Annotated in this window: 31 protein-coding genes; all 31 read right to left on the bottom strand. The window is 45.2% G+C overall.

The genetic code is table 11. The annotated features are described in order from the left end of the window. Window positions 1–22: 22 nt before the first annotated feature. Window positions 23–1,165 carry a 1-deoxy-D-xylulose-5-phosphate reductoisomerase gene (locus D1970_RS04115; protein WP_119111596.1) on the bottom strand — a complete coding sequence of 381 codons (1,143 nt, stop codon included), beginning with the start codon at window positions 1,163–1,165 and terminating at the stop codon, window positions 23–25. Window positions 1,166–1,274: 109 nt separating this feature from the next. Then, window positions 1,275–2,063 (bottom strand): phosphatidate cytidylyltransferase, encoded by a 789-nt coding sequence (locus tag D1970_RS04110; RefSeq protein WP_119111595.1) that lies wholly within the window; start codon window positions 2,061–2,063, stop codon window positions 1,275–1,277. A gap of 12 nt (window positions 2,064–2,075) precedes the next feature. Then, complete coding sequence (gene uppS, locus D1970_RS04105) at window positions 2,076–2,855, bottom strand: undecaprenyl pyrophosphate synthase (RefSeq protein WP_119111594.1); 780 nt, start codon at window positions 2,853–2,855, stop codon at window positions 2,076–2,078. Between the two features lie 279 nt (window positions 2,856–3,134). Next, window positions 3,135–3,692 carry a ribosome recycling factor gene (gene frr, locus D1970_RS04100; RefSeq protein WP_119111593.1) on the bottom strand — a complete coding sequence of 186 codons (558 nt, stop codon included), beginning with the start codon at window positions 3,690–3,692 and terminating at the stop codon, window positions 3,135–3,137. Continuing rightward, window positions 3,692–4,417, bottom strand: coding sequence for a UMP kinase (pyrH, locus tag D1970_RS04095; protein WP_119111592.1), 726 nt, complete (start codon window positions 4,415–4,417; stop codon window positions 3,692–3,694). The genes frr and pyrH overlap by 1 nt, the downstream gene beginning before the upstream one ends. A 90-nt stretch (window positions 4,418–4,507) precedes the next feature. Beyond that, window positions 4,508–5,392 carry a translation elongation factor Ts gene (gene tsf / locus D1970_RS04090; protein WP_119111591.1) on the bottom strand — a complete coding sequence of 295 codons (885 nt, stop codon included), beginning with the start codon at window positions 5,390–5,392 and terminating at the stop codon, window positions 4,508–4,510. A 141-nt stretch (window positions 5,393–5,533) separates the two neighbouring features. Continuing rightward, window positions 5,534–6,256: a 30S ribosomal protein S2 gene (gene rpsB / locus D1970_RS04085; protein ID WP_119111590.1), complete on the bottom strand. Its 723-nt coding sequence runs from the start codon at window positions 6,254–6,256 to the stop codon at window positions 5,534–5,536. Window positions 6,257–6,408: 152 nt separating this feature from the next. Then, window positions 6,409–6,936, bottom strand: a complete 528-nt coding sequence (locus tag D1970_RS04080; protein WP_119111589.1) for a hypothetical protein — start codon at window positions 6,934–6,936, stop codon at window positions 6,409–6,411. A gap of 10 nt (window positions 6,937–6,946) precedes the next feature. Further along, on the bottom strand, window positions 6,947–7,264 hold the full coding sequence (locus D1970_RS04075) for a hypothetical protein (protein WP_119111588.1): 318 nt from the start codon (window positions 7,262–7,264) through the stop codon (window positions 6,947–6,949). A gap of 4 nt (window positions 7,265–7,268) precedes the next feature. Further along, window positions 7,269–8,645, bottom strand: a complete 1,377-nt coding sequence (locus D1970_RS04070; protein WP_181213277.1) for a flagellar assembly protein A — start codon at window positions 8,643–8,645, stop codon at window positions 7,269–7,271. Between the two features lie 16 nt (window positions 8,646–8,661). Then, a complete protein-coding gene (locus tag D1970_RS04065) occupies window positions 8,662–9,420 on the bottom strand; it encodes a FliA/WhiG family RNA polymerase sigma factor (protein ID WP_119111586.1) in 759 nt (252 codons plus the stop codon). A 106-nt stretch (window positions 9,421–9,526) separates the two neighbouring features. Then, window positions 9,527–10,024: a chemotaxis protein CheD gene (locus D1970_RS04060; RefSeq protein WP_119111585.1), complete on the bottom strand. Its 498-nt coding sequence runs from the start codon at window positions 10,022–10,024 to the stop codon at window positions 9,527–9,529. Further along, a complete protein-coding gene (locus tag D1970_RS04055) occupies window positions 10,017–10,658 on the bottom strand; it encodes a chemotaxis protein CheC (protein ID WP_119111584.1) in 642 nt (213 codons plus the stop codon). Before D1970_RS04055 ends, D1970_RS04060 begins: the two co-directional genes overlap by 8 nt. Before the next feature lie 26 nt (window positions 10,659–10,684). After that, window positions 10,685–11,131 carry a chemotaxis protein CheW gene (locus tag D1970_RS04050; protein WP_119111583.1) on the bottom strand — a complete coding sequence of 149 codons (447 nt, stop codon included), beginning with the start codon at window positions 11,129–11,131 and terminating at the stop codon, window positions 10,685–10,687. Window positions 11,132–11,187: 56 nt separating this feature from the next. Then, complete coding sequence (locus D1970_RS04045) at window positions 11,188–13,233, bottom strand: chemotaxis protein CheA (protein ID WP_119111582.1); 2,046 nt, start codon at window positions 13,231–13,233, stop codon at window positions 11,188–11,190. A gap of 18 nt (window positions 13,234–13,251) precedes the next feature. Further along, window positions 13,252–14,349, bottom strand: coding sequence for a protein-glutamate methylesterase/protein-glutamine glutaminase (locus D1970_RS04040; RefSeq protein ID WP_119111581.1), 1,098 nt, complete (start codon window positions 14,347–14,349; stop codon window positions 13,252–13,254). Then, window positions 14,337–15,221 carry a MinD/ParA family protein gene (locus D1970_RS04035; protein ID WP_119111580.1) on the bottom strand — a complete coding sequence of 295 codons (885 nt, stop codon included), beginning with the start codon at window positions 15,219–15,221 and terminating at the stop codon, window positions 14,337–14,339. The genes D1970_RS04040 and D1970_RS04035 overlap by 13 nt, the downstream gene beginning before the upstream one ends. After that, window positions 15,208–16,401, bottom strand: coding sequence for a flagellar biosynthesis GTPase FlhF (gene flhF, locus D1970_RS04030; RefSeq protein ID WP_119111579.1), 1,194 nt, complete (start codon window positions 16,399–16,401; stop codon window positions 15,208–15,210). The genes D1970_RS04035 and flhF overlap by 14 nt, the downstream gene beginning before the upstream one ends. Next, window positions 16,401–18,434 carry a flagellar biosynthesis protein FlhA gene (gene flhA, locus D1970_RS04025; RefSeq protein WP_119111578.1) on the bottom strand — a complete coding sequence of 678 codons (2,034 nt, stop codon included), beginning with the start codon at window positions 18,432–18,434 and terminating at the stop codon, window positions 16,401–16,403. Before flhA ends, flhF begins: the two co-directional genes overlap by 1 nt. A 59-nt stretch (window positions 18,435–18,493) precedes the next feature. Next, a complete protein-coding gene (flhB, locus tag D1970_RS04020) occupies window positions 18,494–19,582 on the bottom strand; it encodes a flagellar biosynthesis protein FlhB (protein WP_119111577.1) in 1,089 nt (362 codons plus the stop codon). Further along, window positions 19,583–20,359: a flagellar biosynthetic protein FliR gene (gene fliR / locus D1970_RS04015; protein ID WP_119111576.1), complete on the bottom strand. Its 777-nt coding sequence runs from the start codon at window positions 20,357–20,359 to the stop codon at window positions 19,583–19,585. 4 nt (window positions 20,360–20,363) lie between these two features. Continuing rightward, window positions 20,364–20,633 carry a flagellar biosynthesis protein FliQ gene (gene fliQ / locus D1970_RS04010; protein WP_119111575.1) on the bottom strand — a complete coding sequence of 90 codons (270 nt, stop codon included), beginning with the start codon at window positions 20,631–20,633 and terminating at the stop codon, window positions 20,364–20,366. 15 nt (window positions 20,634–20,648) lie between these two features. Then, window positions 20,649–21,314 (bottom strand): flagellar type III secretion system pore protein FliP, encoded by a 666-nt coding sequence (gene fliP / locus D1970_RS04005; RefSeq protein WP_119111574.1) that lies wholly within the window; start codon window positions 21,312–21,314, stop codon window positions 20,649–20,651. Further along, window positions 21,307–21,981 carry a flagellar biosynthetic protein FliO gene (locus D1970_RS04000; protein ID WP_259339547.1) on the bottom strand — a complete coding sequence of 225 codons (675 nt, stop codon included), beginning with the start codon at window positions 21,979–21,981 and terminating at the stop codon, window positions 21,307–21,309. The genes fliP and D1970_RS04000 overlap by 8 nt, the downstream gene beginning before the upstream one ends. 17 nt (window positions 21,982–21,998) lie before the next feature. Further along, window positions 21,999–22,361 carry a response regulator gene (locus D1970_RS03995; protein WP_119111573.1) on the bottom strand — a complete coding sequence of 121 codons (363 nt, stop codon included), beginning with the start codon at window positions 22,359–22,361 and terminating at the stop codon, window positions 21,999–22,001. A 20-nt stretch (window positions 22,362–22,381) separates the two neighbouring features. Further along, complete coding sequence (fliY, locus tag D1970_RS03990) at window positions 22,382–23,578, bottom strand: flagellar motor switch phosphatase FliY (protein WP_119111718.1); 1,197 nt, start codon at window positions 23,576–23,578, stop codon at window positions 22,382–22,384. After that, complete coding sequence (gene fliM, locus D1970_RS03985) at window positions 23,565–24,566, bottom strand: flagellar motor switch protein FliM (RefSeq protein ID WP_119111572.1); 1,002 nt, start codon at window positions 24,564–24,566, stop codon at window positions 23,565–23,567. Before fliM ends, fliY begins: the two co-directional genes overlap by 14 nt. Before the next feature lie 43 nt (window positions 24,567–24,609). Continuing rightward, the gene (gene fliL / locus D1970_RS03980) at window positions 24,610–25,038 is read right to left on the bottom strand and encodes a flagellar basal body-associated protein FliL (RefSeq protein WP_119111571.1); all 429 of its coding nucleotides are present in this window, start codon (window positions 25,036–25,038) and stop codon (window positions 24,610–24,612) included. Then, window positions 25,028–25,249 (bottom strand): flagellar FlbD family protein, encoded by a 222-nt coding sequence (locus D1970_RS03975; protein ID WP_119111717.1) that lies wholly within the window; start codon window positions 25,247–25,249, stop codon window positions 25,028–25,030. The genes fliL and D1970_RS03975 overlap by 11 nt, the downstream gene beginning before the upstream one ends. 75 nt (window positions 25,250–25,324) lie before the next feature. Continuing rightward, window positions 25,325–26,128 (bottom strand): flagellar basal body rod protein FlgG, encoded by an 804-nt coding sequence (flgG, locus tag D1970_RS03970; RefSeq protein ID WP_119111570.1) that lies wholly within the window; start codon window positions 26,126–26,128, stop codon window positions 25,325–25,327. 78 nt (window positions 26,129–26,206) lie between these two features. After that, a complete protein-coding gene (locus D1970_RS03965; RefSeq protein ID WP_119111569.1) occupies window positions 26,207–26,593 on the bottom strand; it encodes a TIGR02530 family flagellar biosynthesis protein in 387 nt (128 codons plus the stop codon). Window positions 26,594–26,601: the final 8 nt, after the last annotated feature.

The following is a 26,601-nucleotide window of genomic DNA, read 5'->3' as shown; positions in this document are numbered from 1 at the left end:
GCTTTTTGGCAGCTGCATTGTATCACACGAGCGACTTAACGAACTTCCTTGTTTCACTGTCTGCAGCCTGGATTGTTTCGAGGTCAGGATTTGCTGACGACTTGTGCGCGATAAGCGCCTTCTCAATCAAATCCTCTATTTCAAGGAATTTGATTCTTCCCTCGAGAAAGGCCGCCACAGCCACTTCATTGGCAGCATTCATGACAGAAGGCATCGTGCCTCCCGTTTTTCCTGCTTCATAGGCAAAACGGAGACAGCGGAATCTGTCAAAATCCATTTCCGCAAAATGAAGCTTCCCGATTTCTTCAAGACGAAGCCGTTTGCCCGATGGCAAAGGCATTCTGTCCGGATAGGATAAGGCATACTGGATCGGGACCCTCATGTCTGGAGTACCCAGCTGTGCGATGATACTGCTGTCATGAAACTCTACCATTGAATGGATGATGCTCTCTTTGTGGAGAAGTACAGAAATTTTCTCATATGGCATCGAAAAAAGCCAGTGCGCTTCAATTACTTCAAGGCCTTTATTCATCATTGTTGCCGAATCGATAGTGATTTTAGCGCCCATTGACCAATTTGGGTGGTTCAGAGCTTCTTTAACCGTTACATTGGCGAGTTCATTTCTACATCTATCTCGGAAGCTTCCGCCCGAGGCTGTCACAACCAGTCTTTCAATGTTCTTCTCGCGTTCTCCCTGAAGGGCTTGAAAAATGGCAGAATGCTCGCTGTCCACAGGAATAATCTGGGTTCCGTGTTGTTTTGCCGCTTCCATAACCAGATGGCCGGCAGTCACGAGTGTTTCCTTGTTGGCAATCGCCACAGGTCTCCCAAGCTTGATTGCTTCAAGGGTCGGGGAAAGCCCGACGCTTCCAAGCACTGCATTGACAAGGATATCTGTCTTGTAGTAAACAGCCGCTTCCTGAAGTCCATCTGGACCGTAGCTGAACACAGTACCAGGAAATTCAGCCCTCAATGCTTCAGCGTCTTCTTTGTTTTTTACTGAGACAAATTCCGGATGGAACTCTGAAATTATTTTCCGACACAGCGGTATATTTCTTCCCGCAGAAAGTGCTGCCAGAGAAAACTCCTCGGGGTGTTCTCTGATTACGTCAAGCGTCTGGATACCAATGGATCCTGTCGCCCCTAACAGACTAATTTTCTTCACTGAACTTCACTCCAAATCCCTTACCGCAAAATACTGGTTCTTATATTTCATTTCTTAATTTTTCAAAAGGAAAGACGGATACACCGCCGTAACCAAATATGAACCTCCATTATAGCAAAAGAAAGAAATACATGAGAGGCCAGACAAACAACAGGCTGTCAAACCTGTCCAGGATTCCTCCATGCCCAGGAAGAATCCGCCCGGAATCTTTCACAGTAAAATGCCTTTTCAGGGCAGATTCCACCAAGTCTCCAACCTGGCCAAATGCTGACAAAAAAGCAGTGGCGACAAGCAGGCGCAAAAACGGAACATCAAGGCTCCCAGTCAGTTTAAACAGTACAGCCACAATCAAGGCGCACACAACTCCACCAAGTGAACCTTCAATGGTTTTGTTCGGGCTGATTTCCGGCCAGAGCTTATTCTTGCCCATTGCTTTGCCAATGAAATATGCCCCTGAATCGGTTGCCCAAATGATGAACAAGGAATAAAAAACAAATGACAGACCTTCCGATCTTGTTTCGATAAAATAATAAAAGCCTATTCCTGCATAGAGGACTGATATAATGGAAAATGAAACATCTTCAAAGGTGAAGCGGTTCTTAGTTGCGACTGTATAAGTCAGGAACAGCAATACCGCTATAAAGGTCAATTCCATTTTCATTCCGGCAACGTCTCCCAGGATTCCCGCCTGTTTGGAAGGCAGAAGGAACACCCACAATATGGCCAAAGACAATATGCCTGGAGCCGACCATATACTTATCTCTTTCATTCTCAATGCTTCAAATAACGCGATAGAAGCGAGTAAATATACCATCAGTGTAAAAGGAACACCGCCAAATATCACGATTGGCAGGAAAATGGCCGCTGCTATGACTGCTGTTCTGATTCTTTCCTTCATCTAATCCACCCTTTATTTAACTCCTCCAAAGCGCCGCTGTCTCCCTTGAAACTCTTCCAGTGCTTCGAGAAAATGATCTTCATTGAAATCCGGCCACAGCACATCCGTAAACCAAAATTCAGTATATGCAAGCTGCCAGAGCATAAAATTGCTCAGCCGTATTTCCCCGCTCGTCCTGATGAGCAAATCTGGTTCCTGCAGGGAAGCTGTCATTAAATAAGACGAAAATAAGTCCTCTGTCAGATCCATGGAGCTAACAATGCCTTTATTGCAGTCTTCGCTGAAACGCTTGACAGCTTCAAGGATTTCGGCCCTGCTTCCGTAATTAAGTGCAAAGTTTAATATAAGCCCGGTATTGTTTCGTGTGTCATGCATCGCTTTTTGGACTGCTCTCAATGTATGGGCAGGCAGCCCTTCTTTATCGCCCATCATTTCGACCCTGACATTTTCTTCAATCAATTCTGGAAGGAATGTCCCAAGGAATTCCTCTGGCAGCTTCATCAGAAAATCAACTTCCGTCTTTGGTCTTTTCCAGTTTTCGGTTGAAAAGGCATATACCGTCAAAGTTTTGACCCCAAGTTCACTAGCGAGCCTCGTAATCTTCCGGACAACCTTCATTCCTTCGTGGTGGCCCGCAATCCTTGGCAAAGAGCGCTTCTTGGCCCACCTTCCATTTCCGTCCATAATGATAGCAACATGAGCAGGAATGCTTTCTGCTTTAATCTGCTCAATTCGATCATGGAGATTGGAAGGTTTTTTATTGCTCTTCCACGGATTTATTTTATTTAACATAAGCCAGCTCCCCCAAAATAGGATAAACGTACCTCCAATGAAAATAGCTTGCCCGTGCTTTTAGCGGTTTTCGCAATGTCTATTTTCACATGCTCCTATCATATCAAAAATGGAAAAAGATATCTCTATAAAAAGACTATGTATTCATTGGGCCAAACAGAATCTATTCATCGGCACACCGGACCTTTTTGCCAGCCATGGATGCGTAAACTTTTTCAAATAGAGAAAAAACCCCCGTCAATAGAGGGTCTTTCCATCATTGTACAGGAAATGGAAGTATTATACCTCCAAGATTTCCTTTTCTTTTTCTTTTGTAATTTGGTCAATTTTGCTGATGAATTCATCGGTAAGCTTCTGGACATCTTCAGAATAGCCGCGGTGTGCATCCTCTGTGATTTCCCCGTTTTTCTCCAGCTTTTTCAAGTCGTCGTTTGCATCACGGCGGATATTGCGTACACCCACTTTTGCTTCCTCGGACTCTTTTTTGACCTGTTTCGCAAGTTCTTTACGGCGCTCCTCCGTAAGCTGCGGAATGGCAATGCGGATGACCGAGCCATCATTGGTTGGATTAATTCCAAGATCGGATTTCATTATTGCTTTCTCGATTTCACCGAGAATCGTTTTGTCGTAAGGCTGAATAACAAGAAGGCGCGCTTCTGGCACAGAGATGCCAGCCAACTGATTAACCGGTGTCGGAGCACCATAATAATCAACAGTGATTCTATCGAGCAGCGAGGCACTTGCCCTACCTGCACGGATGCTTGCCAGTTCCCTTGAATAAGCCTGGATGGCTTTTGTCATTCTGTCTTTTGCATTTGCAATAACCTGTTTTGGCATTAGTTCTTCCCCCTGACGATCGTTCCGATTTCTTCACCCATAACAGCTCGTTTAATATTGCCCTGCTCCATGATTGAAAAGACGATTAGTGGAATGTCATTGTCCATGCACAGAGATGATGCAGTCGAATCCATGACAGCCAAGCCTTCTTTTAATACATCAAGATAGGAAAGTTCATCATACTTGACTGCATTCTTATCAGTTCGGGGATCAGCAGAATAGACGCCATCCACATTGTTTTTTGCCATCAGGATTACATCCGCCTCGATTTCAGCAGCCCTTAAGGCAGCAGTCGTATCCGTCGAGAAGTATGGATTGCCTGTTCCGGCAGCAAAAATAACTACCCTTGTTTTTTCAAGATGGCGAATTGCACGGCGGCGAATATACGGTTCTGCAACCTGACGCATTTCAATGGATGTCTGGACTCTTGTCTCAATTCCTTCAAGTTCAAGGCTGTCCTGGAGAGCGAGAGAGTTCATGACAGTTGCCAGCATGCCCATATAATCGGCTGTTGCCCTGTCCATTCCCATTTCTTCGCCGATCTTCCCACGCCAAATGTTTCCGCCGCCGACGACAACCGCGACCTCGACGCCTAGCTCGGCTATTTCTTTCACTTGAACTGCCACATTTTTAATGACCGCTGGATTAATTCCGAAACCCTGCTCTCCCGCAAGGGCTTCTCCGCTTAATTTTAAAACAACGCGTTTATATTTTGGGGTATTCATAAATTCCTCCTAGAAAGAGCTGAACTCATTAAAGTTCTTTCCAAAAACAGGGAACACGAAGTGTTCCCTGCGATGACATGAAAGTCGTTATTATTTTTTATTTACTTGGCTCATTACTTCTTCAGCGAAGTTATCTTCACGCTTCTCGATTCCTTCTCCTACTTCGAAGCGTACAAATTCACGTACTGTGCCACCTTTTGATTCTACAAACTGGCGGACTTTTTGGTCAGGGTTTTTAACGAAAGACTGGTCAAGAAGACATACGTCTTCGAAGTACTTGCCAAGGCGGCCTTCAACCATTTTCGCAACGATCTTTTCTGGCTTGCCTTCGTTAAGCGCTTGCTGTGTGAGCACTTGGCGCTCACGCTCTACTTCATCAGCAGAAACTTCGTCACGGGAAATATATTTAGGGTTAAGTGCAGCAATATGCATGGAAACATCTTTTGCAGCTGCTTCGTCGGTTGTTCCTTCAAGCACAGACAAAACACCGATTCTTCCGCCCATGTGCAGGTATGCACCGAAAGCGTCTCCATCGTTTTTTGTTTTGATTTCAAAACGGCGAAGAGACAGCTTTTCACCGATTTTTGCAATTGAAGTATTGATGTGCGATTCAACAGTTGCACCGTTGTCCATTGTTTGTCCTGCAGCTTCTTCAACTGTTGCAGGCTTGTTCTTCAGCAAGTGTGCAGCCAATTCTTTAACAAGCAATTGGAAGCCTTCGTTTTTAGCTACGAAGTCTGTTTCTGAGTTCACTTCAAGAATAACTGCTTCATTGCCCTCTACGACAACAGATGTAAGTCCTTCAGCAGCAATTCTGTCGCCTTTTTTGGCAGCTTTTGCGATTCCTTTTTCGCGAAGGAAATCAATTGCTTTTTCCATGTCTCCTTCTGTTTCTTGAAGGGCCTTTTTGCAATCCATCATGCCGGCTCCTGTTTTTTCACGAAGTTCCTTAACCATTTGTGCAGTAATTGCCATTACGATCTTCCTCCTTGTAATAAATGGGTATGTACCATTACTATTTTTACACATTTATAGAAAACAACACATTCTAAGCTTAAAAAAAGGTGATAAAGGATACCCTATATCACCTTTCCCATTCCAACCCAATTTTAGAAATTAAGCTTCAACTTCCGCAACTGGAGTTTCGGCAATCTCTTCGCCTTGTTTAGCTTCAAGGATAGCATCCGCCATTTTGCCTGTCAAAAGCTTAACAGCACGGATTGCATCATCGTTTGCAGGAATGATTACATCAATTTCATCCGGATCACAGTTTGTATCAACAATTCCAACGATTGGAATGTTCAGTTTGCGAGCTTCAGCTACCGCAATGCGTTCTTTGCGTGGATCGATGATGAAAAGAGCATCTGGAAGCTTCTTCATGTTTTTGATTCCGCCGAGGAATTTCTCCAGGCGTTCTTGTTCTTTCTTCAATTGGACAACTTCTTTTTTAGGAAGGACTTCGAATGTGCCGTCTTCTTCCATTTTTTCAATCTTCTTCAGACGTGAAATACGCTTTTGAATTGTTTCAAAGTTTGTCAATGTGCCACCAAGCCAGCGCTGGTTCACAAAGTACATACCGGAACGAGTTGCTTCTTCTTTAACAGAGTCTTGCGCTTGCTTCTTTGTTCCAACGAAAAGGACTGTGCCGCCTTCGCCAGCAAGGTTTTTGACCCAGTTATAAGCTTCTTCTACCTTCTTGACTGTCTTTTGAAGGTCAATGATGTAGATGCCGTTACGCTCAGTGAAAATGTATTTTTTCATCTTAGGGTTCCAACGGCGTGTCTGGTGACCGAAGTGTACACCAGCTTCAAGCAATTGCTTCATAGAAATGACTGACATGTTTTTTTCCTCCTAATGGTTTGTTTTCCTCCGTCCGCATCATCTTAGGGCGGAAACTGTCTAAACAGCACCATCCGCCGAAATCCGCGGGCGTGTGTAATAACACCATGAAATAATATAGCATATGTAGGGATGGCAATCAAGCCAAACTGTCATTTTTTCTGGAATTTAAGCATTAGTTCGATTTCTGTTTTTCCTTTATCAAGCATTTTTGCAATCTCTTCGGCTGTGTGGCCCTCTGTTTTTAACCGGACGACCCTATCTGTCAGCAGTTCATTTTCCAACACTGGCTTGCCACTATCAGCAGGTGTGTTTCCTTGACCGGAATTGGAATAGGCCGTCTGCACTTTCTTAAAACTGACGTGTGGTTTATGTATGACTGGTGCTTCATGCCTTGTTTCCATTGAGCTATCGGCATCCTGCAACTGTTGCATGTTTTCCTGCATAGCTTCCTGAAATTGTCCATTAACATCAGCTCTCTGCATACGCTTAATGAATGTTTCATTTTCTTCTTTAAGCTCGAGAAGGTACCCAGAAAAGACTTCCTCGATCTCATGAATGATTTTTTTTTGCTTCTGCTCCAATTCAAGTAGCCTATTCTGCCTCGTATATAAAAGAATGATGGCAAATATACACCCCGCATTAAGCATAAGGGAGATGAGCAGTAAAATGATCGTCATTAGGTCCTCCTTATCCGCTGTAATCGATGATTTTTCCTTTGTACGGATGGTGCTCAGAGACTGGGCCTTTCTTTTCTTCTCCGTCCCGTCTGTCTCCTTGCCCCTGCCTTCTTTCATCTTTGCTGCAGGAACCATCCCCCGCTAGTTTCGCTTCCCCTTTTTGCTCCTGCTTAAAAACGGTTTTCCTCTTTTTCTCATCTTCCTTAAGGACGTTCTGTGATGCATTATCCTGCTGAATAAGACTCTGCTGCTTTATTTGCTCTTGTATTTTACCGGCTTCATGCGTCCTTGGAAGTGCAACCTGCATCTCAATGGATTTCAGGCTCATCTCTTCACTTCCTGTCTTTTACGCTCTCTTCGATCTGGTGGAATCTTATTTCATTCCCTGACAGCCCAAAGTGGACATTATGCAAGGTATTGGAGGTTGTACATGTATATTTGCCAAAATGAAGTTTTACATTTGGATAAATGCTTCCATAGATACACACTTTCGCGATAGACTGTTCGCGCCTTTCGATTTCAATGGCCAACAGCCTGTCCTCATGCCTGTAAATTTCTCGCTGGATCCCAACCTTTGTCCGTTTCTGCTTCTCAAGCATTTCCATCTGCTGTACCGAGAGCCTTCTAGTATGCTTCGCCAGCGAGGAAATCTTCACTTCAATTTCTTCAAGTTTTCTTAAGCTTTCCCTTTTTGCCTGAAGGGTCTCGTTAAGCTCGCGTTCTTCCTTGATTAAGACTGGATCCCATCCGGCTGCTGCATCTGTCTTTGCAAAGAGGTGGCTACCCAGTTCCTTCACGTAAACATTCTTTCCAGCTGCCAGCATGCCTCCAATCACAGTGCCTCGGCTACAATCGATATTACCGCCAGCTACTGTCTGGCTATTCAGAATTGAGGTTTTGATAAGGATATTTCCGCCTGCGGCCACATCAGCCTGATTCAGGTACGCCGCCTGCACATTTCCCTCTGCTTCAATTCTTCCTTTATGTCCTGAAGCAACGCCTCCTGAAACGATTACGCTGCCACCAGCTTTTAAATTTGCTCCTTCAACCGTACCCAAAATAATAATATCCCCGCCTGCGATTAACTCGTAGCCCGCCGGGACGTCTCCTTTTATTTGGATGCTCCCTGGGAAATCAATATTTCCTGTTCTTAGATCAAGATCTCCCCTGACCTCATACACCGGATTTACAGAAATTGACTTATGCGTGATGCTTACTTTGCCGTCGATCAGTGAATAAAACTTTCCGTTTTTCTCGGCAACATTTTTCCCTGGCCTAACTCTTAGTGGCTTTCCTTGTTTTGCCGGAATCGGCCGCCCCGCTACATCGATTCCATCCTTGCCCTTTTCGGCCGGAACTATCGTTGCCAGCGCCTGCCCCATTCTGACGGATGGAATATTTAACACATCACGGAAGTTCAGTTTCTCGTCCTTTTCCTTTGCGGCTGTTTTAACTTCGCTGCGCAAATAGGCGTCCCGGCCATTCACCGGCCTGACGCCCTCTGCCACTTTGATCTGAAAAGCCGCAGCGCCTGCGTCTTTCACTATCTCTTCCAGTACATCATATTTTATTCCATAAACAATTTTCTCTTCTTTTAAGAGCTCTTCAATCACTCTGCGTGAAATGACCTGCCCATCCTGCATGGGGGCTATACTAATGCTGGCAGTATGCCCGTCTTTGGATACAGTGACTTTAACTGATTTGTCCATGCTCATCCCCAGTTCCTTATGCTTTTTCAAGCAGTTTTCGAAGCTTGAACAGAGCCTTGGAATGAATCTGTGATATTCGTGATGTGGAAAGGCTCATGACCTGGCCGATTTCGGTCAGTGTCAGCTCTTCGCGGTAAAACAAACTCAATACAAGCTGTTCTTTTTCGTTTAGCTGTGAAATCAGTGCAGCCATTTCTTGTAGCATCTCACCTTTTACAAGGCTTTCTTCAGGAGTAGCCGTCTTGTTATCCTTAATGGAAAAAGACTGTCCTTCGCGTTCATCTTCATTCGATTGTTCATCAATGGAAAGGACATTTGCAAAAAAGTGCTCATTTACTGTTGTGACAATCTCTTCGGTTTCCAAACCAACCACTGCGGCAATCTCTTCAGCAGTTACATTCCGCATATACTGCTGCTCCAGCTTTTCTGCCGCTGCTTCAATCCTTTTCGCCTTTTCTCGTGTACTTCTTGGCAGCCAGTCCTCTTTCCGCAGGCCATCGAGGATGGCTCCGCGGATTCTGAATGATGCGTACGTATCAAATTTCAAATCCCTTTTATGGTCAAATTTTTCGAGCGCATCGTACAAACCCATCATACCAAGGCTTTTCAAATCGCCCCTTGAAACACTTTTAGGGAGGGTAGCTGAAATTCTCTGCACATGGTAGGAAACGAGCTGCATATATTTTTTTATTAATAGATTTGCTGCTTCCCGGTCACGGGATTGTATCCACTTTTCCCAAATCTCCTGTTCATCGCAAACTGATGTCTGTCCCATCCTCATCCCCCTTATTTCATTAATCAGTCACCCAAAAATACGCGATAGGCGAAAACTCGGGGCTAGGCCGGTCTGCAGGAGGAGGACTGGGCGGAAAAACATCTGGTCAGATTTCGTTCGTTCCTTTATTGACCGTCCTGATTTGCAGGATGCATGTATCCGCATTAAATTCAATGGTCCTCCCGCTGTTTCCGCCTACATCCTCGGCAACAACCGGTATCCTGAGTATCTTCAATTGTTCCAGAACCGCTTCCACATTTCTTGGGCCAATTCTCATCAAGTCGCTGCCCCCTGAGAATTGAAACATTTGCGCGCCTCCTGCCAGCTTTGCTTTTAGCGCCGGGACCCTTGCTCCTTTTTGAACAAGTTTGGCTGCGAGCTGCGGGACCGCGGTATCCGCAAATTTCGCCACATTGACTGGCCCGCTTTTGGAAAGGGACGATGAGGGCAACATGACATGGACCATCCCCGCAATTCTCCTTACCTGATCGTACAGCACCAGTCCGACACAGGACCCCAGCCCGGTTGTACGGATCAGGTTAGGGGCTTTTACAATATTCATATCGGCAATTCCGACCTTCACAATCTCAAAAGTGCTATTCATTTGTTTCTACCCCAAGTGACTTAAAAATAACAGCAAATGAGTCAGGATCCGGAAGAAGATAGAAGTGTCCTTTTACTCTCGTTGAAACAGAGGCTTCTTCCTCATTAAGCACTGTATCTATTACAATGGCATAATCGCCAGCCTGCGATATTTCCATAAGCCCATAGCTAAGCACGGCTCCTGCCATGTCAATTCCAAGCCCTGGGACTGAAGGAAGCAAGGATAAATGCGTGAAATCCGAAAGAGACGTCAAGTAAGAGCCTGATAGGATATTTCCCAATTCCTGCAAAACTGATAATCCCAGTTCATCGTATGGCGGATTTCTAAATGATATTGTGCTGTCGCCCAGGAGCTGCTGAATATACTTCTCTGCTTGCTCAATTGGAAGCAAGAAAAACATGCTTCCCGGGGCGTCCCCTTCAATCCTCAGGAATACGCCAGCAACAAGGCTTTCGGATCCCCCCGCCATTTCCATCATTTCATCAAAAGAAACAATTCTCACACTAGGAACTTTCATATCAATCTTTCTTTTCAGCATGGTCGAGAGCGATGTCGCTGCATGGCCTGCCCCGATATTTCCGATTTCTTTCAATATATCAAGATGGATATCTGATATCCGGGTTAAAAATGACATGGAATCATCCTTATCCTTTTCACTTTTTAGTTTTCGCCCTCGCCAAGTATATTTTCAAGGTCGATTAAAACAAGCAGCCTGTTATCCAGCTTGGCAACTCCGCTAATATAATCAGCGGCATGGCTGCCGACAATCTCGGGAGGCGGTTCGATTGAATCAGCCGAAAGGTCGATTACATCGTTGGCTGCATCGACAATCAGCCCCACTTCTTTATCTTCAGCGGCTACAATGATTATCCGGGTGGTATCATCATAGTCTTTCACTTCAAGGCCAAAACGCTTCCTTAAATCAATAATGGGTGTGACGACACCACGCAGGTTGATGACCCCTTGTACGAATGGCAACGCATGCGGAACCCGTGTAATATGCTGTACTTTTTCAATCGATTTTACTTCACTGACTGGTATGGCATATTCTTTATCAGTCAATTGGAAGACAATAAACTTTACATCTGGCAATAAGGCTTCAGTCATCCTGAATCACACCTCTCCGTTATTCAGCTATGCTGGCTTTTTCATCTTTTTTGTATCTATTTGATGAGGGCATTGCAATCAACAATCAGCGCAACTTTTCCATCGCCAAGTATGGTGGCTCCGGAAATGGCAAACACATTGTTAAGAAAATTGCCAAGCCCCTTCAGTACTACTTCCTGCTGGCCGATAAAGGAATCCACAACCAGACCAGCCATTTTGTCTCCCTTTCTGACAATGATGACTGAGTGGAACTGCTCGTCTTTTTCGCCGTCTGCCGGTACTTCGAATATCTCTTTCAAGAACAGGAGCGGAACGACTTTCCCTCTGAAGTCAATCACCTTCTGGTTATGGGCATTTAGGATATCCCCGCTTTTCACGATGGCAGTTTCTATGATTGAAGTGAGAGGTATCGCATATTTCTCTTTTTCGATTTCTACCAGCATAACCGAGATGATCGAAAGGGTTAATGGCAGCTGTATCGAAAAAATAGTCCCTTCATTTTCCTTCGAATCAATGGCGATTGAACCACCAAGCGACTCTATCGTATTTTTTACGACATCAAGACCAACGCCTCGTCCAGATATATCCGAGATTACTTCAGCAGTGGAGAAACCCGACGACAGAATTAATTCATAGACTTGCCTGTCCGAGAATCCTTCTGCAGCCTGGGATGTGATGATCCCTTTGCTGATTGCTTTCTCCAACACTTTTTCTTTGCTTATCCCTGCTCCGTCATCTTCTATTTCAATGAAGACATGATTTCCGCTGTGGTAAGCTCTAAGGATGACTGTGCCCTCTTCGGACTTCCCTTTCCTCCTTCGTTCTTCGGGTTTTTCAACTCCATGATCAACCGAGTTGCGAAGCAGGTGGACTAGCGGATCTCCGATTTCATCAATGACGGTTCGGTCGAGCTCCGTCTCCGCCCCGATAATGTCAAGCCTGATTTTTTTATCTAAATCCCTGGCAAGCTGTCGGATCATCCGTGGAAATCTGTTAAATACCGTCTCTACAGGCACCATCCTCATATTAAGGATAATGCTTTGCAAGTCGCCGGAAACCCGTGACATTCGTTCAACCGTTTCATGCAGCTCGCTGTTATTAAGCTCACGGGAAATTTGTTCAAGTCTTCCCCTGTCTATAACCAGCTCTTCAAACAAGTTCATGAGGATATCAAGCCTTTCGATATTGACCCTGATTGTCTTGTTGGCGTGGTTTTGTTTTTTCTCACTTCTTTTTTCATCCTGCTGCGGAGAAGCTGTCTGCTCGTTGACAAGCGTTTCAGTAACGGAATCTTGATCAGGCTGATTCTGTCTGTCCTCTGCGGTACTTTCCTCTAAGAGGAGGATTTCGTTCACGACGGCACTTTCAACTTCTGCCACCTTCATAATTTTCGCCATGATCTCTTCAGGACTTTCCTTTGAGAGGATAACGACTGTGAATTCATGATCGAAATTCTCTTCTTCAAGCTGTTCAACAGGAGGAGAGGCTTTAATGACTTCTCCGCTTTTCTCAAGAACTTCGAATATCATGTACACTCTGGCAGCTTTGAGAAGACAGTCTTCCCTTAAAGCTACAGTTGCCTGGTATGCGCCAAAGCCTTGCTCTTTCGATTGGCGGATCACTGTCAGTTCAAATTCATCAAAATCGTTGTAAGCAGCCTGTTCCGCCTCACTTGCGGCAGGCAAGCTGTTTTTTTTCTCCGCATTTCCAGAAAGAGTGGTTTCGCCTTGCTCAATCAATTGCAGTTTGGCAACAGCATCAGATACATCTCTTTTTCCGTCTCCTCCAGAAGCGATTGACTGGACCATCTCTTCAAGGTGGTCAACAGCAAGAAATACAACATCGAGTATTTCAGGTACAACAGCAATCCGTCCATTACGGATTGCATCGAGAACATTCTCCATTTTATGTGTCAGGCTCGCCAGATCCTCATATCCCATCGTTGCCGACATCCCTTTCAATGTATGGGCAGACCTGAATATCTCATTCACGATGGATAAATTGTCAGGGTTCTTTTCAAGTTCAAGTAAATGATCATTACATGATTGAAGATGCTCTTTGCTCTCTTCGATAAATACTTCCAAATACTGATTTAATTCCAAAGCATGTCACCCCCAGGCTTAAATATAATGCATGATTGCTGCCGCAATCTCGTCCACTTCTTTGATATCATCAACCAGATTCGTTGATATCGCAGCTTTGGGCATTCCGAAAACAATGCACGATTCACTTGATTCGGCTATTGCCTTCACGCTTCCTTGCTTTTTCATTGCAGCTAGCCCCAACGCTCCATCCGATCCCATTCCAGTCATGATGACAGCGACCTTTGAAAAATTCTCTATTCTGCCTACTGACTCAAAAAGCACATCGACAGAAGGCCTGTGGCCATTGCGGGCATCCGTGGTTGTAAGGCTTGTAGCAAGGCTTGCACCGACCGCCCTTACCTCAAGATGATATCCTCCTGGCGCTATATAGGCTGTGCCTTTCTGGAGGATTTCTCCGTCTTCCGCCTCTTTCACCGTAATGTTGCTTAACATGTTCAGCCTGTCTGCAAGCGATTTTGTAAAACCTGGAGGCATGTGCTGGACTACAAGGACAGGTGCAGATATTTCTTTTGGAAGCCTAGTCAGGACTTGCTGCAGGGCCCGCGGGCCTCCGGTAGAAGTTCCGATGCACACCAGTTTTTTTCTCCGTTCCTCCCATTTGGGGTGAAACGGTGCTTCGTTTGGTTTCTTAAAATTAGTTTTGAGCCGTTTTTCTGACAGATGGCTGCTGTCTGGTTCGGTATGCTTTTCGTCTGAATAAACCTTGTCGATGTTTGCTTTGCTTGCCGAGATGACTTTGTCAATGAGTTCCTGCTTCACTTTGTGCAAATCCAGTGATATGGAGCCTGAAGGCTTTGTTATGAAATCGACTGCACCATACTGCATTGCCTGAAGGGTATTTTCAGCTCCCGCCTTCGTTGTGCTGGATAGCATAACCACTGGCACAGGCCTGCTGGACATAATTTTTCTCAATACTTCAATCCCGTTCATGGAAGGCATCTCGACATCAAGAGTCACCACATCAGGTTGCAGCTCCTGCAACTTCCGCAGCGCTTCTTCACCGTTACGCGCTGTTCCCGCAACTTCAAGAACAGGATGTTCTGAAAGGAAGTCAGTGATGAGTTTTCTCATGAATGCTGAATCGTCTACGATCAAGACTTTTATTTTGTCCATGCCGACCCCTCCCTTTCAAATAAAAAACGCTTTAGTCTGGATGCAAAACCACCTGTTTCCTTCCTGTCCTCATAATTATTGGAGCTTGTTTCATACCGTGAAACCATTAGTTTTAGTGCCCGCGATGCAGGGGCCTTCGGATAAAGGACCGAAAATGGCACCTGCCGTTTCACTGCCTGAGGAACGAGAGGATCGTCAGGAAGCATGCCGAGCTTTACAGGCTGCTTTCCCAAGAAGCGAAGAAGTACCTGCTCAATCCTACCTAGTGTTTCTTCGCCTTCCCGCTGGCTTCTGACCCGGTTTACAACAAGGTGGAACAGCATTTCGCTGTTGGAATGATGGATATACTTAATGGCCGCATACGCGTCCATCATGGCTGTAGGTTCAGGAGCGGTGATTGCGATGATTTCATTCACCGCAAGGATAATGGCAAGATATTGTTCACTCATTCCAGCCCCCATATCAAAGATAGCAAAATCATATCCGTCAAGCACTTTTCCCAAATCGCCTACGAACCTGCTAGCGCTGGCACTGTCCATTGAGATAATTCTGCTGAAGCCTGTTCCTCCCGAAATATAATCAATACCTGTTTCCGACGGAACAATCAGGTCAAAAAGGGAAGCATTCCCTGTCAGGTAATCAGCAAAAGAAAGCGGTGAAGAACTTCCCAGCAGAATCTCGATATTTCCCATCCCGATGTCAAGGTCAAAAAGCAACACCCTGTGGCCTTTTTTGGCAAGCGAGATAGAGAAATTAAGAGAGAAATTCGACTTACCCACACCACCCTTCCCGCTCACGACGGCAATGGTCTTTGCGGATTTCAGGCTGTCTTGTTCCTTAAGTCTGCTTCTCAGCCTTTCAGCTTGGTCCATGGATTTCACCAGCTTTGGCTATTAAATCGGCAAGCTTCTTAGGTGAAGCCTCAATAAGGTCATCTGGAACGTCCTGTCCATTCGTAACATAGGCAACTCCGAATGGAAACTTCTCAGCCATATTGATAATGGAACCAAAAACGGAGGTTTCATCTGCTTTTGTAAAAATAAATTTATCAATTGGAATACTGGAGAATTGGGCACATATTTCTTCCATATCCCGCTCTTTCGATGTCAAAGAAAGGACAAGAAAGGTTTCAGTATCAGCTTCAAAGTCCACAGTATGCTTCAAGTCTTCCACATACTTTTTGTTCCGGAAATTCCGGCCGGCTGTGTCGACGAATACCACATCAAAGTCCTTGAACTTTTCAGCTGCCTTTTTATAATCATCAATGCTGTAGCAAACCTCGAGCGGTACTTCAAGGATGGCTGCGTATGTCTTTAGCTGTTCGATTGCTGCGATTCTGTATGTGTCGGTAGTGATAAAGGCGACCCTTTTTTTATGGTTCAGGACGCAGTCTGCCGCGATTTTCGCAAGCGTAGTCGTTTTGCCGACACCAGTAGGACCTGCAACGTTAATGAACTTCTTGGTAAAGGAAACGCCTCCAAACTGTTTTTTCGATAATCTCTTTTCTATTTCCCTACTGAGAAGCTCCTTCATTTCCAGTCCCGATCGATCCGAAGTGTCGCGGTACCACTCCTCTAATAAAATTGAAAGGATTTCCCTTTGGACACTTTCACATACCTCCTGGTCTTCCAGCAGCTTTGCAGCTTCTTGAATCGGTCCAGGGTAAAGGGAAACCCCATCAAGTGCAGCGGGAGGGCGATTGTTCAACAAGCTTTTTAGTCCTTCTGCCGTCTTGGTAGCAGGTTCTCTTTCGATTACGCATTCCATTTCCTTGGGTTGGCTGTGTTCTATTAAGCTTTGCTGCTTGTTTGCTGACCCGTTACCGCGAATGGCAGGAGGAATGACTTTTACCTTCATTGCAGGTTTTTGGACTTCTTCCTCTGATGGGTCGACAGCAGCAAGGACTTCTATCCTTCTTTTCTTAAAAAAGCCAAGAAAACTTTCGGACTGGAGGACGCGGGAATTCAGGATGACCGCATCCTTTCCCAATTCGTCCCTAACAAGCTTCATCGCTTCGGGCATAGTTGGTGCCGTGAATTTTTTTATTTTCATTAGATTGTCACCACCCCGACGCTTTGGACTTCAACATTTGCTTCCAATTCGTTATACGAGAGAATCGGCATATGCGGAAAATACCGTTCAGTCAACTGCCGCACATACATCCTGACTGCAGGCGAGCACAACACAATCGGGCTTTGCTCCATCACTGACAGCTGCTCAGCCTGCGAAGCTATGGATTCTAGTATTTGCTGAGAAACGGCTGGCTCAATCGACAGATAATTGCCATGCTCCGTCTGTTGAACTCCATCGGCGAGCACCTTCTCGACTTTCCCGGAAAGTGTGACTACCTTAAGTGAATCTCCGCCGCTGGAGTACTGTGCCGTAATTTGACGAGCCAGTGCCTGGCGCACATATTCAGCCAGTACATCTGTATCAGATGAGATTTTCCCAAAATCGGCAAGCGTTTCAAAAATGACAGGCAAATTCCTGATGGATACATTCTCTTTTAGCAGCTTCGCGAGGACCTTCTGCACCTCCCCTACCGAAAGCGGCGCAGGAGTAACTTCCTCCACAAGAATTGGATAGCTTTCCTTCAAGTGATCTATTAACTGCTTTGTCTCCTGCCTGCCGAGCAGATCATGTGCATTGGCCTTAATTACTTCAGTTATATGGGTAGAGACAACAGATGGAGGATCCACGACAGTGTAGCCAAAAATCTCCGCCTGTTCCTTCATCTCTTCTGTGATCCATTTAGCAGGAAGGCCGAATGATGGTTCAACTGTATCGATTCCTTCAATTGATTCATCCTCAACACCCGGGCTCATCGCCAGGTAGTGGTCAAGGAGCAGTTGTCCCCGAGCAAGTTCATTTCCTTTTACTTTCAAGCGGTATTCATTAGGTTCCAGCTGGATGTTGTCACGAATCCTGACAACTGGTATAACAAGTCCAAGTTCGATGGCAAGCTGCCGTCTAATCATGACAATCCTGTCAAGCAGGTCACCACCCTGGTTGGCATCCGCAAGCGGAATCAGCCCATAGCCGAACTCAAATTCTATCGGGTCGACATTCAATAGGTTAACAACGCTTTCCGGACTCTTCATTTCATCCATCTGAATCTCTTCCTCCATTTCCTGAAGCTCCGTTCTGTCAGGTTCAGGAACCTTGGAGAACATATATCCTCCTGTGGCCAGAAGCAGGGCAATCGGAATGGTAAGGATATCCGAAATAGGAGTGAAAATCCCTAACAGGAATATAGTGCCGCCCGCTACATATAACATTTTTGGGTATGCCATTAGCTGCGTGGTTATATCTGTTCCAAGATTGCCTTCCGATGCTGCGCGGGTGACGACAATCCCTGTCGCCGTAGAGATTAACAGTGCCGGTATCTGGCTAACAATTCCATCACCGACTGTCAGGAGTGCGTATCGATTAGCAGCTTCGCTAAATCCGAGGTCCTGCTGCATCATTCCGATGACAATTCCGAAAATCAAGTTAATCATTACGATGATGATCCCAGCAATCGCGTCCCCTTTTACGAATTTACTCGCACCGTCCATCGCACCATAAAAATCCGCTTCCCCGCTGACTTTTTCCCGTCTCAAACGCGCTTCCTGTTCCGAAATCATTCCGGCGTTTAAGTCCGCATCAATGCTCATTTGTTTACCAGGCATCGCATCAAGGGTAAATCTTGCTGCCACTTCTGATACACGCTCAGAACCTTTTGTGATAACGATAAACTGAATGATAATCAGAATAAGGAACACAACCATTCCGACAACGACGTTTCCGCCAACAACAAAGGTACCGAATGTTTCAACTACACCGCCAGCTTCTCCTTTTGAAAGAATAGAACGTGTAGTAGATACATTGAGCCCAAGGCGGAACAGTGTCATCAATAGCAGCAGTGAAGGAAAGACTGAAAATTGAAGCGGTTCCGTCATATTCATGGAATTTAGCAGGACCAAAAGGGCAAGTGAAATATTCATCATGATCAAAATGCTTAGCAGCCAAGATGGAAACGGGATAATCAGCATGGCAACGATCAAAATGACACTCAACACGACGGTCAGGTCTTTTCCGGACATAATCTTTCTCTCCTAACTGCATTAAAAAAATATTTCATTCAACTGCGGGGACGGTACAGCTAAAGAACTTTGTTCTTCGTTTTGTACACGTATGCAAGAATTTCCGCAACTGCTTTAAAAAACTCCTCTGGTATGCTGTCCCCAATTTCAAGCTGGCTATGGAGGGCCCTGGCAAGAGGCCGGTTTTCTACCATCGCAACCTCATTTTCCTTTGCAATAAGCTTGATTTTCTGTGCAACAAAGTCGACACCTTTTGCGACGACAACAGGGGCATCCCCTTTCAATTCGTCATACCTGAGCGCAATGGCATAATGAGTTGGATTGGTAATGACAACATCCGCTTTCGGCACTTCCTGCATCATTCTCCGCATCGCCATTTCCCGCTGTCTCTGTTTGATTTTTGATTTGATGAGCGGATCGCCTTCAGAGTTTTTATACTCATCCTTCATATCCTGTTTGCTCATCCTAATACTCTTTTCGAAATCATATCTTTGGTACATATAATCTAGCAGTGACAAAAACAATAAAGCGCCGGATGCAAATAGGCCCATCTTCACCGTCAAAGCGCCAATCACCGCAAGCGCACTCCCAGCAGGCTTATTCGTGAGCCTGAGAACCTCATCCATCCCTCCCCAAAGAACAGTGAAGGCGATAAATCCAATAAAGGATATTTTCAGAATCGATTTCAGCATCTCGACAAGGGACCTAATGGAAAAAATCCGTTTGAACCCGCTGATTGGATTTATTTTTTCAAGTTTCATCTGAATCGCTTCAGCTGAGAACAAAATGCCCACCTGTGCGTAATTTGCAGCAAGCCCGGCCAAAAGCGCTACAAGCAAAACCGGGCCTGTAAACAGCCCTAAATCATAGAGCACTTCAACCATGATTTTCTTGACATTGTTTTCGGTTAAGTCCATTAACATGTACTCTCCAAATGAATGTCTAAGGATATCCAGCAGGTGCACGACCATATTGCCGCCAAAAAACAAAAGAAACAAGAAAATTGCTAGCAGCCCGACACTTGTATTTAAATCTTGGCTCTTCGCTACCTGTCCTTTTTTTCGTGAATCCTGTTTCTTCTTTGGGGTTGCCTTTTCGGTTTTTTCCCCGGCAAACATCTGAAGGTCAAGCGAAAGAAGCAATTTCATTTAAGAACCCCCAATCAGCTCCATCAGGACTCGCATCGTCGTAAACATATCGCTGAAAAGTCTTTGGACAACCATCATCATGGCACCCATCACTGCAATCAGCACGATGAAGCTTACACCTGTTTTGACCGGCATCCCAACAACGAATACATTTAGTTGCGGCACTGTCCTGGCTACAATCCCCAGGGCAACATCGACAAGAAACAGGCTCCCGACAACAGGAATCGACATTTGAAACGCTGTAGCGAACATGGAGTTAAAACTTTGAATCAAAAACTCTGCCACATTTTCATTTCCAAACGGAATCCACGCTTGGTCAATTGGCACAAAATCATAACTATGATAAATACCATCAAGCAGCATATGGTGACCATTCACAGATAACAGAAACAAGAGTGCGATTGTGTACAAATATTGGCCAGTCAAAGGACTTTGCGTCCCGCTTTGCGGGTCGATGACATTCGCTATGGCGAAACCCATTTGAAAGTCAATTAAACCCCCGGCAATCTGGATGGCCGAAAGGATCATTGCAGCAGCGAAGCCAATCATCAACCCTACCAGCACCTCTTTGATTACTAAAAGAAAATATGCGCCATTTATTTCAAGGGCTGGGGGATCAATGGCTGTAAACATGATCAGGGCGAGGAAGAATCCAAGCCCGACTTTATGCTGAGCAGGAATTGACCTGTACGAAAACAAAGGCATCATGAGAAAAAAGGATGTAACTCTTGTAAAAATAAGCAGGAATGCAGGGAATTGCGGCAGAAGATCCAGCATGCAATCAGCCTACAAACCTATTAAGATTTGAAAATATATCATTGGCATATGTCAACATATGGCTGAGCATCCATGGTCCGAAGAAAACAATTCCAATAAGGACAGCTACTATTTTCGGAACAAAAGCAAGCGTCTGCTCCTGGATTTGTGTTGTTGCCTGGAAAATGCTCACAATGAGGCCGACCACTAGGGCAATAGCAAGCAGCGGACCGCATACCACCAATACCGTATAAATTCCTTGCTCTGCAATTGAGACGACCGCCTCGCTAGTCATATTTCATCACCTATCTTAAAAGCTTTGTAGTAGCGACTTGACAACAAGGTACCAGCCGTCTACAAGCACGAACAGCAGGATTTTAAAAGGCAGTGAAATCATGACTGGAGGCAGCATCATCATCCCCATTGACATTAGAACACTAGCTACCACCATGTCGATGACCAAAAAGGGAATGAAAATCATGAAACCAATCTGAAAAGCAGTCTTAAGTTCACTGATCGCAAACGCCGGCACAAGCGAAGTCAACGGAATGTCCTTAATAGACTCTGGCTTGTCTGCTTTCGAGTATTCAAGGAACAACGCGAGATCTTTCTGTCTTGTGTGCGCGCTCATGAATTCCTTGAAAGGGATGGATGCCTTTTCATACGCCTGCTCTAAATTAATTTTCTCATTAAAAAGCGGAGTCAGCGCCTGTTCGTTTACTTCTTGAAAAGTAGGGGCCATGACAAAGAAAGTCAAAAATAAGGATAAGCCCACAATCACTTGATTCGGCGGCATTTGCTGGGTGGCAAGCGCCGTTCTGACAAAGGAAAGAACAATGACTATTCTCGTAAAGCAGGTCATTAAGATAAGGATACTTGGTGCTACCGAGAGAACGGTCAGAAGGAGCATCAGTTTAACCGATGTAGATACATTGGCAGGATCTGAGCTGTTAAAAAACTCCATGAATTCATTCATTTCCTTCTTTTCCTTTCTTCCCAATCTCTTCGTACAGCTTCTTCCTGCCTTTCGCCGCTTCTTCAAGCTGCATCTTCAGCATGGCAGAGAAATGAGTCCCTTCCTGTTTCCCGCTGTTCTCTGTGCTGTTCGTTCTTTTCAGCAACTTTGTCACAATATCGCTTGGCTGGATAAGCTGTTCAAGTTTGTTGTTATGCTCCTCGATGATCTGACGGAACTCCTCTGGATCGTCAATTTCTTTGAGCAGCTGTATATTTTCACCCACACCTACAACCAGTAGGCGGTTTCCCGCTTTGACAACCTGAATGGAGCGGTTTGTCCCAAGGCTTGTTCCTCCGAGGTTTTCGACTAGCTGGGACCGCTTGTATGTCATGCTTCTTTTATTGATATATTTAAGCAATAAATAAAGCAGGCCAACTACAAACGCCGTGGCAAGGATCATTCGAATGAAGTCCCATATTGTGACCCCTACTTTTGCTTCAGGTTTTCCATCTTTATCTTGCTTCGCTTCTTTTTCCTTCACTTCACCGCAGCCTGCCTTATTGTCAAGACAGTCTTTTACGCTGTTAAGCTGCTCTGCGCCCGTCATAGCAGGCGAACCGAGCAGCACAGCAAGGATACATGCGGCGGCGAGAAATGCTTGCAGTCTTTTTAACAAAATCCACACCCTCTGCCTTCCTCTTTCTACGCCAATGTTTTTGAAATAGCTTCGATGACCCGGTCTGATTGAAAAGGCTTCACAATAAAGTCCTTTGCTCCTGCCTGAATAGCATCGATTACCATTGCCTGCTGCCCCATGGCCGAGCACATAATGACTTTGGCATTTGGATTTATTTTCCTAATCTCTTTCAAAGAGTTGATTCCATCCATTTCCGGCATTGTTATATCCATCGTGACAAGGTCGGGCTGAAATTCCTTGTATTTTTCGATTGCCTGGGCTCCGTCTGCAGCCTCTGCAACTACTTCAAAGCCGTTCTTTGTCAAAATATCCTTTATCATCATCCTCATGAATGCTGCGTCGTCCACGACCAATATTTTATATGCCATTATACAAAATTCCCCTTTACTTATCTTAATTTTTTAATCCTGTCGCTTTGGCTGATAATATCGGAAACCCGGACGCCAAAGTTCTCGTCAATCACTACGACCTCACCTTTTGCAATTAACCTATTGTTGACAAGGATATCAACCTGCTCACCGGCAAGTTTATCAAGCTCTATAATCGATCCCCCTGACAGTTCAAGGATTTCGCGGACAGATCTCTTTGTTCTCCCTAGTTCAACAGTGACCTGAAGCGGTATGTCAAGCAGCATTTCAAGATTCTTGGTTTCCGCTGGCTGTGCCTGGAATGTGTCAAAGCTTGAAAAGACCGCCGGCTGAACTTGAGGCTGTTCCAGCTGGGAAAATGAACTCCCCAAATGCTGGTGGCCTTCCCGCGGTGCAGGTTGGGCCTGTGGTGCGCTGCTTTGCCGTAATGGTTCTGCCTGATATACTGCCTCAACATGGTGTTCCGGCATTTTGGGCGGTGTCTCCCTAACTGGTTCAGCTTTCTTTGTGTTTTCTGCCTGAGGCGCACTTCCTTCATTCTCTTCCGGATTGAACAACTCATTGATCAGGCTGCGCGCAAAGTCAATCGGGAATAGCTGCATAATGCTTGAATCTATCAAGCTACCAACTTTCAGCGAAAAAGAAACCTTAACAAGTACATCTTGTTCAGGAATGCTCTCTGTCCCTTCTCCTTCCTGAACGTTCAAAAGATTGATTGCTGGAGGTGAGATATCGACACGCTTGCTGAAAACGGTTGACATCGAAGTCGCGGCAGACCCCATCATTTGATTCATTGCTTCCTGGACTGCGCTTAACTGGATATCATCGATTAATTCCCTCGGATTCAGACCATCTCCCCCGAGCATCAGATCAGCAATAATTGCTGCATCCCTCTGCTGGATAACAAGCATATTCGTTCCGGAGAAACCTTCCGTATAATGAACTTGGACCGCAACATACGGATCCGGAAATGCCTCCGCTAGTCTCTCTCGTTGAACAACCGAAACGGTAGGAGTCGTAATTTCCACTTTCTGGCTCAACAAGGTTGAGAGAGCTGTTGCAGAACTTCCAAAACTGATATTCCCAATTTCACCTAGTGCATCCTGTTCCATAAAGGATAAGTATTCTTCTATATTAATTGTATCTTCCACTTCCTCTTCGCTTCCGCGGAGCAAAGCATCAATTTCATCTTGAGAGAGCATATCATCGCTCACCATCATCGTCTCCCCCCTTCAAAGTATCCAATACTTGAATGGCTAATTTTTTGTTCATCTTTCCTGGCTGTCCGACAAATTTAGGGATTCCGCCAACAAGGATTGTAAGCGGCTGGTTTATTGGCTGGTTTAGTTCGATGACATCCCCTGCGTTAAGCATAAGAAAGTCCTGAACAGATATTTCCGAGGTTCCAAGCTCTGCTGTTACAGCCACTTCCGCTTTCTGGATTTCTTTCTGGATAAGGTGGTTTTCAGCCGAAAGACTTTCTTTTTTGTCTGCCTGCATCCAGTACCTGACAGACAGCTTTGGAATGATAGGCTCAAGAACAACATGCGGAATACAAATATTAATCATTCCGCTTGCTTCACCAATTGTGATATTCAGAGAAATGACAACCACCGTCTCATTTGGAGATACCATCTGCAAAAACTGTGGATTCACTTCAAATTCTGACAACTGAGGATCTATATCTTCAATAGTGGCCCATGCTTCCCGGAAATTTTCAAAAGCGCGTTCAAACATGGAACTCATAATTTTCGTTTCGATTTCAGTCAGGCTTTCAATTTTGTTGTGGCTGGTGCCTGTGCCCCCAAGCAATCGGTCCATCATGGCATATGCCACATTAGGGTTGACCTCCATCAGAATTCTTCCGTCAAGAGGGGGTACTTCATACACATTAAGAACTGTCATTTTAGGGATGGAGCGGATAAATTCCTCATATGGTATCTGATCGGCAGAGGCCACGGTGATCTGGATATAAGTCCTTAGTTGGGCCGAAAAGAATGTAGTGAGAAGGCGGGCAAAATTTTCATGGATTCTTGTTAGGCTGCGCATCTGATCTTTGGAAAACCTTAGCGCCCGCCTAAAATCGTAGGATTTAACCCTTTTCTCCGATTGTTCTTTTTTTAATTCTTCCGCATCCATTTCCCCGGTGGATAGTGCGGACAATAATGCATCGATCTCGTTTTGCGATAAAACTTCCCCGGACAATGAACTCACCTCCATATACTGATGCGTCTGTAGTTATGCCATGCTATTGGAGGAGCGAACCGGTTATATAAACCCTGACGATTTTTCCTTCCTGCATCAGCGTGTTAATCTTATCTTTAAGGTTTCCTTCAAGCGCTGCCTTTCCGCTGCTGCTTTGAAGGTCTTCAGATTTTTTTTCAGAAAGTTCCTGAATGATGATGTTCCTCACTTGGAAATCACGCTTTTCCAATTCTTCCTTCGCGTCCTTGCTGTCTGTCTGGATCTTGAAAGAAATCCGGATAAAGTCATCTGTTGCCAGATTTGTTGTGATTTCGGGCACATCGACTGAAGCCTCAAGCACTTCATCAATGGATGGTCCCTTGCTTTCCTCTTCCCCGTTCACCTTCAATACAACGAAAGCGGCCGCACCTGCGGCTAGTACGATGGCAACAAGAATGATAGCCATCAGCTTACCTAGATTGTTATTCTTCATCTCTCATTTCCTCCAGCAATTTAGTGCCTGTAATGCCCACAGACCGGAAGAATCCAGCTATCAAGCTGCAAACCTCTTCCTCTGTTTCTTTCACCAAATATTTATGGCCATTGCCAAGTGTAATGGTTGTATCCGGAAAGGATTCGACAATTTCAATGTATAAAGCATTGAGCCGAAACTGCTTCCCATTTAGTCTAGTAAGTTCAATCACAGCATTCATTAGGGTTTTTAACAGTGCTCCAGCCCTAAGGCAGGAGCACTTCACACACCCCGCTCCTCTCCTAGTCTATCGTTTCAGGTTGACAAGCTCTTGCAGTATTTCATCTGAGGTTGTGATAATTCTTGTATTAGCCTGGAATCCGCGTTGCGCAACTATCATTTCCGTGAATTCCTCAGATAAGTCAACGTTTGACATTTCCAGCTGGCCGGAAACGAGCGTACCTGCACCTGATTGCCCTGGCTGGAGTTTAGTTGGTGCCCCAGAGTTGACGCTTTCTGTGTAAAGATTGTCTCCAATCTTTTCAAGCCCGCCGTTATTGTTGAAACGAGCAATTCCAATCGGTCCCGCGTTCACGATGTCAGTGCTTCCGTCCACAATGTAATTGATCGAACCATCATTGGCTATGCTTAGGCTTTTTACCTTTGTAATGTCCCCAGCGTTAATTTTGATTTCATCACCGTTTTTATCCAGTACGAAATCCCCTGAGCTTGTAACAAGGTTGCCGCCATTATCCAGGTAAAGGTTACCAGCCCTAGTATAATAAGTATTTCCATCTCTTTGGACCATCAAGTATCCGTCTCCCTGGATAGCGAGATCGAGAACTCGACCGGTAGTCTGGGCACTTCCCGGAGAATCAATCGTATCGATCGTTGCCAGTTGAGAGCCAAGACCAACTTGTTTGGCGTTAACGCCTCCGGCTCCGGTCGGTGCAGATGCCCCGGAAATTGTCTGGCTTACCGTATCTTTAAATGTGACCCTTCCCTTTTTAAATCCGTATGTATTGACGTTTGCAATATTATTTCCGATGACATCCAGCTTTGTCTGGAAGTTTTTCATTCCGCTGATTCCTGAGTACATTGAACGAAGCATGTTTTTTTTCCTCCTTTTATGTGGACTGCTTCGATCGGTCCGCAGCCCTGGCCTCCGTCTCCGGTCCAGCCATATTTCCTAAGATTCCAGAATGATTGTACCGTTGATATCTGTAAAAATTTGTTCCCCTGCTTCCTGTCGGTTCATCGCAGTGATCACTTTATTATTCTTGGCACTGACAATGAGCGCTGCATCCTTTAGCAAAACAAGCGAGTCTTTGATTCCCATATCCCTTGCCTGGTTGACTTTATCTTCGATCCTCTGCCAACGCTCCGGACTAATACTTATTCCCCTCTGCCTGAGGCGCTCTTCTGCATGTTTGCTCAGCACCAGTTTTCCTGGGGAATCCAACGCAGAAAGCAGATGCTGCGAAAATTTCCCTGATGAGCCCACCGTCTTTACAGGGCTGTTTCTCCCGCCGATGACCGGCAGCTGATGAATGGGGCGAAAAACGGGTTTATCCATCCTGCCAC

The sequence above is a fragment of the Mesobacillus zeae genome, assembly GCF_003570705.1.
Taxonomy (GTDB): domain Bacteria; phylum Bacillota; class Bacilli; order Bacillales; family Cytobacillaceae; genus Mesobacillus_C; species Mesobacillus_C zeae.
This window is presented reverse-complemented; position numbering and strand designations above follow the sequence as displayed.

Excerpts from the sequence above, each read along its gene's own strand:
- fliQ (WP_119111575.1), bottom strand. The coding sequence starts at position 20,633 with ATGACTAGCGAGGCGGTCGTCTCAATTGCAGAGCAAGGAATTTATACG.
- D1970_RS04060 (WP_119111585.1), bottom strand. The coding sequence starts at position 10,024 with ATGAATAGCACTTTTGAGATTGTGAAGGTCGGAATTGCCGATATGAAT.
- fliL (WP_119111571.1), bottom strand. The coding sequence starts at position 25,038 with ATGAAGAATAACAATCTAGGTAAGCTGATGGCTATCATTCTTGTTGCC.
- D1970_RS04050 (WP_119111583.1), bottom strand. The coding sequence starts at position 11,131 with ATGACTGAAGCCTTATTGCCAGATGTAAAGTTTATTGTCTTCCAATTG.
- frr (WP_119111593.1), bottom strand. The coding sequence starts at position 3,692 with ATGCCAAAACAGGTTATTGCAAATGCAAAAGACAGAATGACAAAAGCC.
- fliR (WP_119111576.1), bottom strand. The coding sequence starts at position 20,359 with ATGCTGGATCTTCTGCCGCAATTCCCTGCATTCCTGCTTATTTTTACA.
- D1970_RS04035 (WP_119111580.1), bottom strand. The coding sequence starts at position 15,221 with ATGGACCAAGCTGAAAGGCTGAGAAGCAGACTTAAGGAACAAGACAGC.
- D1970_RS04110 (WP_119111595.1), bottom strand. The coding sequence starts at position 2,063 with ATGAAGGAAAGAATCAGAACAGCAGTCATAGCAGCGGCCATTTTCCTG.
- D1970_RS04055 (WP_119111584.1), bottom strand. The coding sequence starts at position 10,658 with ATGTCATTTTTAACCCGGATATCAGATATCCATCTTGATATATTGAAA.
- tsf (WP_119111591.1), bottom strand. The coding sequence starts at position 5,392 with ATGGCAATTACTGCACAAATGGTTAAGGAACTTCGTGAAAAAACAGGA.
- D1970_RS04080 (WP_119111589.1), bottom strand. The coding sequence starts at position 6,936 with ATGACGATCATTTTACTGCTCATCTCCCTTATGCTTAATGCGGGGTGT.
- flgG (WP_119111570.1), bottom strand. The coding sequence starts at position 26,128 with ATGCTTCGTTCAATGTACTCAGGAATCAGCGGAATGAAAAACTTCCAG.
- rpsB (WP_119111590.1), bottom strand. The coding sequence starts at position 6,256 with ATGTCAGTCATTTCTATGAAGCAATTGCTTGAAGCTGGTGTACACTTC.
- fliY (WP_119111718.1), bottom strand. The coding sequence starts at position 23,578 with ATGGTGAGCGATGATATGCTCTCTCAAGATGAAATTGATGCTTTGCTC.
- fliP (WP_119111574.1), bottom strand. The coding sequence starts at position 21,314 with ATGAATGAATTCATGGAGTTTTTTAACAGCTCAGATCCTGCCAATGTA.
- flhF (WP_119111579.1), bottom strand. The coding sequence starts at position 16,401 with ATGAAAATAAAAAAATTCACGGCACCAACTATGCCCGAAGCGATGAAG.
- flhB (WP_119111577.1), bottom strand. The coding sequence starts at position 19,582 with ATGAAATTGCTTCTTTCGCTTGACCTTCAGATGTTTGCCGGGGAAAAA.
- D1970_RS03995 (WP_119111573.1), bottom strand. The coding sequence starts at position 22,361 with ATGGCATATAAAATATTGGTCGTGGACGACGCAGCATTCATGAGGATG.
- D1970_RS04070 (WP_181213277.1), bottom strand. The coding sequence starts at position 8,645 with ATGGACAAATCAGTTAAAGTCACTGTATCCAAAGACGGGCATACTGCC.
- uppS (WP_119111594.1), bottom strand. The coding sequence starts at position 2,855 with ATGTTAAATAAAATAAATCCGTGGAAGAGCAATAAAAAACCTTCCAAT.
- D1970_RS04040 (WP_119111581.1), bottom strand. The coding sequence starts at position 14,349 with ATGGACAAAATAAAAGTCTTGATCGTAGACGATTCAGCATTCATGAGA.
- D1970_RS04075 (WP_119111588.1), bottom strand. The coding sequence starts at position 7,264 with ATGAGCCTGAAATCCATTGAGATGCAGGTTGCACTTCCAAGGACGCAT.
- D1970_RS03965 (WP_119111569.1), bottom strand. The coding sequence starts at position 26,593 with ATGGATAAACCCGTTTTTCGCCCCATTCATCAGCTGCCGGTCATCGGC.
- flhA (WP_119111578.1), bottom strand. The coding sequence starts at position 18,434 with ATGTCCGGAAAAGACCTGACCGTCGTGTTGAGTGTCATTTTGATCGTT.
- D1970_RS04065 (WP_119111586.1), bottom strand. The coding sequence starts at position 9,420 with ATGGGACAGACATCAGTTTGCGATGAACAGGAGATTTGGGAAAAGTGG.
- pyrH (WP_119111592.1), bottom strand. The coding sequence starts at position 4,417 with ATGAATACCCCAAAATATAAACGCGTTGTTTTAAAATTAAGCGGAGAA.